Origin of the sequence: Bordetella genomosp. 13 (assembly GCF_007679965.1) — a bacterium.
In the GTDB taxonomy this organism is placed as follows: domain Bacteria; phylum Pseudomonadota; class Gammaproteobacteria; order Burkholderiales; family Burkholderiaceae_B; genus Bordetella.
In genome coordinates this window covers 237,215-249,115 of record NZ_VEHL01000008.1, presented here as the reverse complement: position 1 = coordinate 249,115, position 11,901 = coordinate 237,215, and the positions used below count along the sequence as shown (strand labels likewise).

The window sequence follows — 11,901 nt, the reverse complement described above, 5'->3', positions numbered from 1 at the left end:
TCGAGACCGCACCATGTCTTCCGCTCCCCTGCTCGAGTCCGCGCTGGCCTGGTCCGGCCACCTGCGGCGCCGCCTGGACGCCCATCCCGACCTGTACGCCTGGTTGCAAAATGCCGCCGGACGCCCCGTCACGCCCAACGTGCTGGCCAGCTGGATGGCCGAGCTGGCCGGTCCGGACGCGCCCGAGGCGCTGCCCGGCGCGCAATGCCGCAGCGTGCTGCGCAAGCTGCGCGAACGTGTGTTCACCACCCTGATGGTGCGCGACCTGGCAGGCCAGGCCGAGCTGGAGGAAGTGGTCGGCGGCATGACGCAACTGGCCGACGTGGCCGTGGACGCCGCCTACCGCAGCGTGGCGGCCGAACTGCGCGAGGTGCACGGCGTGGCGCGCGACCCCGCCACCGGCGCGCCGCAGGAGATGCTGATCGTCGGCATGGGCAAGCTGGGCGGGCGCGAACTGAATGTCTCGTCCGACATCGACCTCATCATGCTGTACGGCGAGGAAGGCGACACCGACGGCCCACGCTCCATCAGCCACCACGAGTTCTACGGCCGGCTGACGCGCCGCATGATGCCCATCCTGTCCGAGGTCGACGCCAACGGCCAGGTGTTCCGCACCGACCTGCGGCTGCGCCCCGACGGCGATGCCGGGCCGTTGGCCTGGAGCCTGGACGCGCTGGAGAACTACCTGATCGGCCAGGGGCGCGAATGGGAGCGCTACGCCTGGCTGAAGGGCCGCCTCATGCCGGCGCGGGCCTATGCCGACAGCGATCCCGAACCGCAGGCGCGCCAGCTCGAAAGCCTGCGCATGCCGTTCGTGTACCGCAAGTACTTCGACTTCGACGCGCTGGCCGCGCTGCGCGCCCTGCGCGAGCGCATCCGCCAGGACTGGCAGCGCCGCGCCCTGTCGCGCAGCGGCGTCGACAGCGCCAACAACGTCAAGCTGGGCGACGGCGGCATCCGCGAGATCGAGTTCATCGTGCAGCTGTTCCAGCTGGTGCGCGGCGGCCGCATGCCCGCCCTGCGCCACCGCGGGCTGCTGCCCGCGCTGCACGCCGAGCGCGACGCGGGGCTGGTGACGCCCGAAGATGCGCAGCGGCTTGAGACCGCCTACCGCTTTCTGCGCCGCACCGAGCACGCGCTGCAATACCGCGAGGACGCGCAGACGCACCTGCTGCCCAGCGACCCTGAGCAGCGCGCCGCGCTGGCCGCCGCGCTGGGCTGTGCGTCGGACGAATTCGAGCGCACGCTCGCGGATCATCGCCAGTTCGTGTCCCAGACCTTCCGCGATGCCTTCCGCCTGGCGGGCATGGGCGACCTGGACGAACCCGGCCTGGGCCGCGCGGCGCAGCGCAATGCGCCGCCCGACGACCAGGCGCAGGACGACGCCGAAAGCCGCCTGGCCGCGCAGATCCGCGCGGGCTTCGGTGCCGACGAGGCCGACGAGCTGGTGCGGCGCGCCGAGTCGCTGCTGTCCAGCCACCGCGTGCGCAGCCTGCCCGACAGCAGCCGCCGACGCGTGGACGCCCTGCTGCCGGCCGCGCTGCAGGCCGCCCTGCAGACGCCCAATCCGCGCGACGCCGCGGTGCGCCTGATGGACCTGATCGAGACCATCGCGCAGCGCAGCGCCTATCTGGCGCTGCTGGCCGAGTACCCCGACACCCTGGCGCGCGTGGCGCGCATGATGGCCGCCAGTCCCTGGGCGGCGCAATACCTGACGCAACATCCCTTGCTGCTGGACAGCCTGATCGACTGGCGCACGCTGTTCGAGCCGCTCGATTTCGCGCAGCTGGCGCGCCAGCTGACGGCCGATCTCAATGCCTGCGTACTGCCGGGCGGCGAACCCGACGTCGAGCGCCAGATGAACCTGATGCGCGACGTGCAGCGCCAGGCCAGCTTCCAGCTGCTGGCGCAGGACCTGGAAGGCGAGCTGACGGTGGAACGCCTGGCCGACCAGCTGTCGGCCCTGGCGGACGTGCTGCTGGCCGAGACGGTGCGGCGCGTGTGGCCGCTGGTCAACCGCGTGCCCGCCGCGCAGCCGCGCTTCGCCGTCATCGCCTACGGCAAGCTGGGAGGCAAGGAGCTGGGCTATGCCTCCGACCTGGACCTTGTGTTCCTGTTCGACGATCCGCGCGAGGACGCGGCCGAGGTCTATGCCAAGCTCAGCCGCCGGATGACGTCATGGCTGTCGACGATGACCTCGTCGGGCCGGCTGTACGAGGTGGACCTGCGGCTGCGGCCCGATGGCGACGCGGGGCTGCTGGCGGTGTCGGTCGAGGCCTTCGAGCAGTACCAGCGCGGCCACGCATGGCCGTGGGAACACCAGGCGCTGACGCGCGCGCGCTATTCGGCGGGCGATCCCGCGGTGGGCGCGCGGTTCGAGCGCATCCGCGCCGAGATCATGGTGCAGCCGCGCGACACGGCCGAGCTGCGCCGCGAGGTGCTGGGCATGCGGGGCAAGATCAGCGCGGGCCATCCCAATCCCACGCCGCTGTTCGACCTGAAGCACGATCGCGGCGGCATGGTGGACGTGGAGTTCGTCACGCAATACCTGGTGCTGTGCCATGGCGCGGAGCATCGCGAGCTGGTGAACAACCTGGGGAACATCACGCTGCTGCGGCTGGCCGGACAGGCGGGGCTGATCGATCCGGGGCAGGCGCGGCTGGCGGGCGATGCGTACCGGACGCTGCGGCGGATGCAGCATTCGCTGCGGTTGCAGGGAGTGGAGAAGGCGCGGGTGCCGGTGGAGAAGGTGGCGGGGGAGAGGGAGGCTGTGGGTGAATTGTGGAAGGCGGTGTTGGGGGAGTAAAGGGTGTTTTGTGGCTGCGTTGTATTGAGTTCTTAAGACGCCGCATCCGTCCCTGCGTAGTCCCGTCCTCGCGCTTTCGCGCTGCGGGCGGGACTTCTCCGGGACGGATGCGGCTCGCTTACGGGGTCAGGGACGATGCGGCGCATTCAACTGTCAGGAGTCCCTCGCCAGTCCTGTGAGAGAGAGGTGGGGCATGCCGCCGCCAACGCAGTAAACTATGGATTCTCCCAGCGTTTTTCCGATTGGCCGTAGTGGACGGGATACTCCCTGTCGTTGCGGCGACATCCGCCATGTCTGAATTCGTTCGTCCCAAGCTCGATCTGCCCGCCGGCCGCAAGAAGGTGCTGATGCACTCCTGCTGCGCGCCCTGTTCCGGGGAAGTCATGGAGGCCATGACGGCGTCGGGGATCGAGTACGCCATCTACTTCTACAACCCGAACATCCATCCGGTGAAGGAGTACGAGATCCGCAAGCAGGAGAACATCCGGTTCGCCGAGCAGCACGGCATCGAGTTCATCGATGCCGACTACGACATGGACAACTGGTTCGAGCGCGTGAAGGGGCTGGAGGATACGCCCGAGCGCGGCGAGCGGTGCACGAAGTGCTTCGACATGCGCTTCGAGCGCACCGCGCTGTATGCGCACGAGCACGGCTTCGACACCATCACCAGTTCGCTGGGCATCTCGCGCTGGAAGGACATGAACCAGATCAACGGCTGCGGCGAACGGGCCGCGGCGCGCTACGACGATCTGGTGTACTGGACGTACAACTGGCGCAAGGGCGGCGGTTCGTCGCGCATGATCGAGATCAGCAAGCGCGAGAACTTCTACCAGCAGGAATATTGCGGCTGCGTGTATTCGCTGCGCGACACCAACCGCCACCGCCGCTCGCAAGGACGCGAACGCATCCACATCGGCGTGAAGTTCTACGGCCGCGAAGAGATCATCAGCGGCGATTCGTAAGGCGCGCGAGGTCCGCCGCGGTTCCCCGGACCACCCGCCGCCGGATACGCCGGTGCGCCATGGCCCCGGCTCGTTGGCGGTGGGCACTCGGCCGGAGAGACGCCCGGCAACGCCAAAGGCCGCCACCCCGGAGGGTTGTTTTGCCCACCAGGACCGCTCATTCCGCGCAGTAAAGGCGACGACCTGCCCCGCAGGCATCGGCGTTTGCCGCGGCATTGTTGCCGCGCACCGCTGTACGCCGTGCCGGGGCCTGCCGCCGGTGCCTGGCGGCAGCCTGTGATGGCGTCGCGATCACCCCGCCCCTGGCGCGGATTTGTCGCCGCACGCCACCCGTGCGATCATGTCATTTATATTTCATGTCACATAAGGATGCGGCGAACGCTGTCGTCCAGGGAGTGCCACGAAGACGATGTCCGGACTGCTGCCGCTGCTCGATTTCGCAGGCTACGTCGCGCTGCTGATGTGGGGTGTGCACATGGTGCAGACCGGGGTGCAGCGCGCGTTCGGCGCCACGCTGGCCGCGGTGCTGGGGCGCGCGCTGGGCACGCGGCTGCGGGCGTTCGCCACCGGGCTGGGCATCACGGCGATCCTGCAGAGCAGCACCGCCACGGGCCTGATGGTCACCGGATTTGCCGCTGGCGGCATGGTGGGCCTGGCGCCCGCGCTGGCCGCCATGCTGGGTGCCAACGTGGGCACCACGCTGATCGTGCAGCTGCTGTCCTTCGACCTGACGCCGCTGATTCCCATCCTGGTGCTGATCGGCGTGTGGATGTTCCGGCGCAATCCGCCGGGCCGGCCGCGTGACCTGGGGCGCGTCTTCATCGGCCTGGGCCTGCTGCTGCTGTCGCTGCATCAACTGATGCTGCTGTTTCAGCCGCTGGGACGCGCGCCGCTGTTCGCCATCATCCTGAATGCGCTGTCCAGCCAGCCGGTGGCCGCCGTGCTGCTGTCGGCCGCGCTGACGTGGGCCGCGCACTCCAGCGTCGCCATCGTCGTGCTGGTCATGTCGCTGGCCGGACATGGCGTCGCCTCGCCCGAGCTGGCCTACGCGCTGGTGCTGGGCGCGAACCTCGGCACCGCGATCAATCCGATGATCGAAGGCGTGACGGGCGACGACCCGGCCGCGCGGCGCCTGCCACTGGGCAATCTGCTGACGCGGCTGGCCGGCGTGGTGCTGGGCCTGTTGCTGCTGCCCCTGCTGCCCGCGGTGCTGAATGCCCTGCCCGGCGGCCCGTCGCGCGACGTGGCGAACTTCCACACCCTGTTCAACCTGGCCGTCGCGCTGCTGGTGCTGCCCGTGGTGACGCCCTACGCGGCCCTGCTGACGCGGTGGCTGCCCAGCCGCGCGAATCCGGATGATCCCGGCCGGCCCCGCTATCTGGACGAGCGGGCGCACGGCATACCCGGCGTGGCGTTGGGCAACGCCACGCGCGAGGCCCTGCGCATGGCGGACATGCTGCAGACCCAGCTGTTGGTGGCGCGCGCCGCGTTCCGCCGCGACAACCGGCGCCGCCTGCCGCAGGCACGGCAATTGGACGTGGCGCTGGACAGGATCGAGCAGGCCATCACCGCCTACCTGGCCACGCTGGACCAGGAGAACATGACGCGCGAAGACCGCGAACGCCGCGACGACATCCTCGCGTTCAGCAGCAACATCGGCCATGCCGGCGACCTGGCCTACCACGGCCTGCTGGGCCACGCGACGCGCCTGCGCAAGCATGGCTGGACGCTGGCGCCTGCCCAGCGCGCGGAACTGGAGGAGACGCTGGACATGGTGATGGCCAACCAGCAACTGGCCGCGTCGCTGTTCGTCAACGGCGACCTGCGGCAGGCGCGCATGCTGGCCGCCGAAAAATCCCGGCTGCGCGAGATCGAGGTGCGCGCGGCCGAGGCGCACCTGCAGAAGATCAAGAACGGCGAGGTCGAGACCGCGGAAGTCGGCGCGCTCTACCTGGACATCCTGCGCGACGCCAAGAACGTCAACTCGCACCTGGTGGGCGCGGCCGCCTATCCGCTGCTGGCGCGACACGGCGAACTGCTGCCCAGCCGGCTGCGCGAAGCGGCGCCGTGATCGTTGTGCGAAGCGGCGCCGTGATCTTTGTGTAAAGCGGCACCGTGATCGTCGCGTGAAACGGCGACGCGTGGATCCACGCGTCGCTTCGGTCCGCTGCGCCACGTGGCGCCCCGCGGCCACGGACGCACACGGACGCCGGGCCCGAGCCCGGCCCTGTCAGAGATAGCGGTCGAACCAGTCCAGCGCGCGCTTCCACCCATCCTCGGCATCGGCCTTCACATAGGACGGACGGTAGTCGGCCATGAACGCGTGGCCCGAGTCCGGATACACCACGAATTCGGACGCGCGCGAGTTCTCGTTGCCCTGGGCCAGCACGGCCTTGGTCTTCTCGATGTCGGCCAGCGGAATGCTCTCGTCCTTGGCGCCGTACAGGCCCAGCACGGGGCCGTTGAGCTGGCCGGCGATGTCGACCACGTACTGCTTGATCAGCGGACCATGGCCCGACGCCAGCTTGCCGTACCAGGCCACGCCGGCCTTCACGCGCGGATTGTGCGCGGCGTACATCCAGGTGATGCGGCCGCCCCAGCAGAAGCCGGTGATGCCCACGCGGGTGGCGTCGCCGCCGTGCTCCGCTGCCCAGGCCACGCTGGCGTCCAGGTCGCCGAAGACCTGTTCGTCGGACACCTTGGAGACCAGTTCGGAGACCAGCTTGGGGATGTCGGTGTATTGCGAAGCGTCGCCCTGGCGCTCGTACAGGTTGGCGGCCACGGCCACGTAGCCCTGCTTTGCGAAGCGGCGGCACAGGTCCTTGATGTGTTCGTGCACGCCGAAGATTTCCTGCACCACCAGCACGATGGGCAGGTCCTTCTTGCCTTCGGGCGCCGCGTAGTAGGCGCTGATCGTGCCGTTGGCGGTCGGCAGCTCGAAGTCGCCCTGGGCCAGGCCCTGGCTGTCGGTGTGGATGGTGGTCGATGCGGGATTGCCGGCGGCGGCGGCGAAATTCATGGCGGGACTCCTGGTTGGATGAAACGGAGGACCCGGCCGCCTGCCCCGCCCGCTATGGATGCGCCGTGGCGGATCCGTGCGCATGGCCGCCGTGCACGGCCTCGCCGTGGTTGGCGTCGTGTTCATGCCCGTGTTCGTGCCCGTGGTGCATGAGGGTGGTGACGCCATAGATGAGGACCACACCGACGCCCACCAGCAGCAGTTGCGGAATCGCGTCGGACAGAGAGACGCGCTCGTGCATCTGCGGCATCAGGTCGGCAACCGAGATATACAGGAAACTGCTGGCCGCGATCACGAGGATGTAGGGCGTCCAGGCCTGCGCTTCCTGCAACACGAAATATCCTACACCGCCGCCCGCCGCCGTGCACAGGCTGCTCAGCAGGATCAGCATCACGGCGCGCCGGCGCGCGATGCCCGCGTTGATCAGCACCACGAAATCCCCCAGCTTGTGCGGCACTTCGTGCACGATGATGGATGCCGCGGTCAGCACGCCCAGCAAGGGATCCGTCAGGAAAGCCCCGGCCACCAGCACGCCGTCGCACAGGTTGTGCAGCGAACTGCCGATGAGGATGAAACGCCCGCCCCGCCCGGCCTCGTGCCGGTCATGGCCATGATGGTGATGATGCCCATCGCCTTCGTGATGATGGCTGTGCCGCAAGAGAGAGATCTTCTCCAGCGCGAAGAATGCGATCAGCGACACCAGCAGCAGGCCGAACAGCGTGCGCGCGTCGGCCTGCGCGGTCTCGAACGCCTCGGGCATCAGGTGCAGCAGCGCCACGGACAGCAGCACGCCGACCGACAGGCTGACCATGTGATGCAGGTACTGGGCGAACACACGGTAGGCCAGCCAACTGGCGATGGAAATGGCGATGAGGCCGCCAGCCAGGGTGGCAAGGAGAATCCAGAGGAGCAACATGGTGGGGGCGTCTGCTTGACGGGGTACGTCTTTGTTCTATTCAGTGTCGCAACATTATATCGTTACAGGGCTGACTGGGGTCTTAGGGACGTGAGGTGATCGATGGTCGGAATATTTGGGTTCTTGAGGCGCAGCGCCGGGGCTTGCGGGGGCGTGCCGGCCAAGTCGTCGGGCTCGGGCGCGCCCCCAGGCGCCCTCGGTCGCCTTCGGCGACTTCCCCTCCTCCAATTGGCCGTCACGCCCCCGCAAGCCCCGACGCTGCTCAAGCAGCTCGATGTTCCGTACTGCGGTTTTTTCTCTCTCCCTTTACGACATGGGATACACCTGCCCCGATCATGGAGCTGTGCGAGCACGCAAGTGATGCAGGCGGACGGATAGCTACGTCGTCCGGGCGCGCGAAAACATTGCGCATGACCAACGCTTCCATTGATCGATGCCTCAAGAGAAGAGGAGAGAGAGAAAAAAAACAAGCGATGACCAGCGGCCCTGCCGTATACGGACGGCATGCCGATGTCGTGAGTCCCGCATGAGGGCGGAGGGCGCGCGCCGGCCAATTGGAGGAGGGGAAGTCCCCGCAGGGGACCGAGGGCGCCTGGTGGCGCGCCCGAGCCCGACGACTTGGCCGGCGTGCGCCCTCCGCCCTCATGCGGGACGCCTCAAGAACCCAGAACGCCCCGCCAGCAGAAGCAATCCAAAGCACAGCACACGGCAATCAGTGCGCCTGCTCCCAGTTCTTGCCCACCCCGACCTCGGCCACCAACGGCACCTTCAACGTCGCCACCCCACACATCAACCTCGGCAACGCCTCGCGCACCACCTCGAGCTCATCGTCCGGCGCTTCAAGCACCAGTTCATCGTGCACCTGCATGATCATCCGCGTGCGCAGCTTCTCGTCGTCCAGCCACTTCTGCACGGCCACCATCGCCAGCTTGATCAGGTCGGCGGCCGTGCCCTGCATGGGGGCGTTGATGGCGGCGCGTTCGGCGCCCTGGCGGCGCGGGCCGGAGGCGGCGCGGATGTCCGGCATCTGCAGGCGGCGGCCGAAGACGGTTTCGACGTAGCCCTGTTCGCGTGCCATCTGGCGCGTCATGTCCATGTAGCTGGCCACGCCGGGATAGCGCGCGAAATAGCGGTCGATGTAGGCCTGCGCGGCGTCGCGCGTGATGCCCAGGTTCGAGGCCAGGCCGAACACGCCCATGCCGTAGATCAGGCCGAAGTTGATGGCCTTGGCGGCGCGGCGCTGCTCGGAAGCCACCGCGTCCAGCGGCACGCCGAACACCTCGGCCGCGGTGGCGCGGTGGATGTCCTCGCCAGCCGCGAAGGCCTTCTGCAGGTTCGCGTCGTCGGACACGTGCGCCATGATGCGCAGCTCGATCTGCGAATAGTCGGCCGACAGCAGCGTGCCGCTTTCGGCGATGAAGGCCTCGCGCACGCGGCGGCCCGCCTCGGTGCGCACCGGGATGTTCTGCAGGTTGGGATCGGACGAAGCGAGCCGGCCCGTGATGACCGCGGCTTGCGAATAGTGCGTGTGCACGCGGCCCGTGTCGGGGTTGATCATGCGCGGCAGCTTGTCGGTGTACGTGGACTTCAGCTTCGACAGCCCGCGGTACTCCAGCAGCGCCTGCGGCAGCGGATAGTCCTGCGCGAGGCGCGTCAGAACCTCTTCGTCGGTGGACGGCGCGCCGCTTGCCGTCTTGCGCACCACGGGCAGTTGCATGCGTCCGAACAGGATCTCGCCCAGCTGCTTGGGCGAATTCAGGTTGAACGGCTGGCCGGCCAGCTCGTAGGCGCGCTGCTCCAGCAGCAGCATTTCCTGGCCCAGCTTGTGGCTCTGGCGGCCCAGCTCGGCGGCATCCACGCGCACGCCGTTGCGCTCGATGGTCGTCAGCACGCCCGAGACCTGCATCTCGAGCTGGTAGATGAACTCCAGCCCGGCCTCGGCGGCCACGCGCGGCCGCAGCACCTGGTGCAGCTGGATGGTAAAGTCGGCGTCCTCGCAGGCATAGTGGCCGGCACGCTCGACCGCGACCTCGTCGAAGCCGATCTGCTTGGCGCCCTTGCCGCACAGGTCTTCGTAGGAGATGCCGCTGCGGCCCAGGAAGCGCTGCGACAGTTCGGACAGGCCCACGCCGCGGTGCGATTCCAGCACGTAGGCTTCGAGCATGGTGTCGTCGGAGATGCCCGCCAGGCGGATGCCCTCGTTGGCGAACACGTGCGTGTCGTACTTGGCGTGGTGCAGCAGCTTGGCGCGCGAAGGATCTTCCAGCCAGCCGCGCAGGCGTTCGAGCACTTCGGACTTGGGCAATTGCTCGCCGGCCTCGGGTCCGCGATGCGCTACCGGGATGTAGCAGGCCACGCCGGGCGCCACGCCCATGGAAATGCCCACCAGCCGCGCCTGCATCTCGGACAGCGAGGTGGTTTCGGTATCCAGCGCCACCAGCGGGGCGTCCTGCACCCGCGCCATCCAGGCGTCGAAGGCGGCCCAGTCGGTGATGATGCGGTAGTCCTGCTCGGCCGGGGCGACGGGGATGTCGACCGCCGCGCGCGCGTCGCCCGCCGGCAGGCGTTCCTCGTCGCCGCTGAGTTCGCGCAGCCAGGTACGGAATCCATAGCGGTCGTAGGCCTCGACCAGCGTGGCCGTGTCGGGCGTGATGAATTCCAGGTCGGGCAGGCCCGCGACGTGGCCCGTGAGGTCGCAGTCGCACTTCACGGTCAGCAGCTGGCGTGTCAGCGGGAACTGGCCGATGGCGGCGCGCAGGTTCTCGCCCGCCACGCCCTTGATGGATGCGGCGGCCTCGACCAGCTGGTCGACGGAACCGTGCTCGGCCAGCCATTTGGCGGCCGTCTTGGGGCCCACCTTGGTGACGCCGGGCACGTTGTCGACGGTGTCGCCCACCAGCATGAGATAGTCGACGATGCGCTCGGGCGGCACGCCGAACTTGGCCATGACGCCGGGCGGGGTCAGCACTTCGCCGCTCATGGTGTTGACCAGCGTGACCTGGTCGGTGACCAGTTGCGCCAGGTCCTTGTCGCCGGTGGAGACGATGGTGTCCACGCCCTGCCTGGCCGCCCAGTGCGCCAGCGTGCCGATGATGTCGTCGGCCTCGACGCCCTCGATGGCCAGCACGGGCCAGCCCAGCGCGCGCACAACACGGAGGATGGGCTCGATCTGTGCTGATAGATCATCGGGCATGGGTGGCCGATGCGACTTGTATTCCGGATACAAGTCGTCTCGGAATGTCTTGCCGCGCGCATCGAAGATGCATGCGGCATACTCTGCCTTATGATCCGCTACGAGCTTGCGCAGCATGTTCACGACGCCGTACAGCGCACCCGTGGGTTCTCCCTGCGCATTGCGCAGGTCAGGCATGGCGTGAAAGGCGCGATACAGGTAGCTCGATCCGTCTACCAGCAATAAGGTTTTCTTCATGGTCAAAAAGGCAGAGTTGGGCACCCCCGCCGGCAAACAAGTTCCGGTGATTATGTCAGAGATAACGGCCGCGGCTGAAAAGCTGGCCGATATCGGACCGGCGGTAAGCCTGTTCGGCAGCGCGCGCACCAGCCGCGACTCGCCTCACTACGAAACCAGCATCGCCATCGCCGCGGCGCTGGCCAACGCGGGCTTCGCCGTCATCGCGGGAGGCGGCCCCGGCATCATGGAAGCGGCCAACAAGGGCGCCTACGAGGCAGGCGGCACCAGCGTCGGGCTGAACATCAGCCTGCCGCACGAGGCCCACAACAACGCCTACCAGACCATCAGCCTGTCGTTCGAATACTTCTATTCGCGCAAGGCCACGTTCTTCATGCACAGCATGGCCTACGTGTCGCTGCCCGGCGGCTTCGGCACGATGGACGAACTGTTCGAGGCCCTGACGCTGGTGCAGACCGGCAAGGTGCCCCCTGCCCCCATCGTGCTGGTGGGCAGCGACTACTGGCGCGGCCTGGTCGACTGGATGAGCGAACAGCTGCTGGGCAATGGCATGATCGGCGCGCACGACCTGAACCTCTTCATCATCGAGGACGATCCCGAACGGGTGGTGGCGCGCATCGTCGAGTTCCACCGCAAGCACCTGGACGAAGCGCAGTACGCGCCGTCGCTGCCGGCCTGATCGGCGGCGCCCTGCGCGGCGGGACGGTCGGCCCCGCGCAGGCTGGCGCATGGATCGCGCCCGACGAGCAAACGCCCGCCGACCCGCCT

The 11,901-nt window shown here is 68.1% G+C and carries 7 protein-coding genes; 4 read left to right on the top strand and 3 right to left on the bottom strand.

Annotation, left to right across the window (positions count from 1 at the left end):
- The first annotated feature begins 13 nt into the window (after nucleotides 1-13).
- The 3 genes from glnE (at nucleotide 14) to FS845_RS19605 (ending at nucleotide 5,839) form a co-directional block, all read left to right on the top strand.
- The gene (gene glnE / locus FS845_RS19615) at nucleotides 14-2,806 is read left to right on the top strand and encodes a bifunctional [glutamate--ammonia ligase]-adenylyl-L-tyrosine phosphorylase/[glutamate--ammonia-ligase] adenylyltransferase (RefSeq protein WP_144638465.1); all 2,793 of its coding nucleotides are present in this window, start codon (nucleotides 14-16) and stop codon (nucleotides 2,804-2,806) included.
- Between the two features lie 290 nt (nucleotides 2,807-3,096).
- Nucleotides 3,097-3,768, top strand: a complete 672-nt coding sequence (locus FS845_RS19610; protein WP_144638463.1) for an epoxyqueuosine reductase QueH — start codon at nucleotides 3,097-3,099, stop codon at nucleotides 3,766-3,768.
- A 409-nt stretch (nucleotides 3,769-4,177) separates the two neighbouring features.
- Complete coding sequence (locus tag FS845_RS19605) at nucleotides 4,178-5,839, top strand: Na/Pi cotransporter family protein (protein ID WP_144638461.1); 1,662 nt, start codon at nucleotides 4,178-4,180, stop codon at nucleotides 5,837-5,839.
- Between the two features lie 159 nt (nucleotides 5,840-5,998).
- Here FS845_RS19605 and FS845_RS19600 read toward each other — a convergent pair whose 3' ends face one another.
- The 3 genes from FS845_RS19600 to polA all read right to left on the bottom strand — a co-directional run bounded on the left by FS845_RS19600 (nucleotide 5,999) and on the right by polA (nucleotide 11,133).
- Nucleotides 5,999-6,787 (bottom strand): dienelactone hydrolase family protein, encoded by a 789-nt coding sequence (locus FS845_RS19600; protein ID WP_144638459.1) that lies wholly within the window; start codon nucleotides 6,785-6,787, stop codon nucleotides 5,999-6,001.
- Nucleotides 6,788-6,839: 52 nt separating this feature from the next.
- Entirely contained in the window at nucleotides 6,840-7,703 is an 864-nt protein-coding gene (locus tag FS845_RS19595; protein ID WP_144638457.1) for a ZIP family metal transporter, read from the bottom strand.
- Nucleotides 7,704-8,415: 712 nt separating this feature from the next.
- Nucleotides 8,416-11,133: a DNA polymerase I gene (gene polA / locus FS845_RS19590; protein WP_144638455.1), complete on the bottom strand. Its 2,718-nt coding sequence runs from the start codon at nucleotides 11,131-11,133 to the stop codon at nucleotides 8,416-8,418.
- Nucleotides 11,134-11,185: 52 nt separating this feature from the next.
- Here polA and FS845_RS19585 point away from each other — a divergent pair, with 52 nt between their 5' ends.
- Nucleotides 11,186-11,812 (top strand): TIGR00730 family Rossman fold protein, encoded by a 627-nt coding sequence (locus FS845_RS19585; RefSeq protein WP_144638453.1) that lies wholly within the window; start codon nucleotides 11,186-11,188, stop codon nucleotides 11,810-11,812.
- Nucleotides 11,813-11,901: the final 89 nt, after the last annotated feature.

Excerpts from the sequence above, each read along its gene's own strand:
- glnE (WP_144638465.1), top strand. The coding sequence starts at position 14 with ATGTCTTCCGCTCCCCTGCTCGAGTCCGCGCTGGCCTGGTCCGGCCAC.
- FS845_RS19610 (WP_144638463.1), top strand. The coding sequence starts at position 3,097 with ATGTCTGAATTCGTTCGTCCCAAGCTCGATCTGCCCGCCGGCCGCAAG.
- FS845_RS19605 (WP_144638461.1), top strand. The coding sequence starts at position 4,178 with ATGTCCGGACTGCTGCCGCTGCTCGATTTCGCAGGCTACGTCGCGCTG.
- FS845_RS19600 (WP_144638459.1), bottom strand. The coding sequence starts at position 6,787 with ATGAATTTCGCCGCCGCCGCCGGCAATCCCGCATCGACCACCATCCAC.
- FS845_RS19595 (WP_144638457.1), bottom strand. The coding sequence starts at position 7,703 with ATGTTGCTCCTCTGGATTCTCCTTGCCACCCTGGCTGGCGGCCTCATC.
- polA (WP_144638455.1), bottom strand. The coding sequence starts at position 11,133 with ATGAAGAAAACCTTATTGCTGGTAGACGGATCGAGCTACCTGTATCGC.
- FS845_RS19585 (WP_144638453.1), top strand. The coding sequence starts at position 11,186 with ATGTCAGAGATAACGGCCGCGGCTGAAAAGCTGGCCGATATCGGACCG.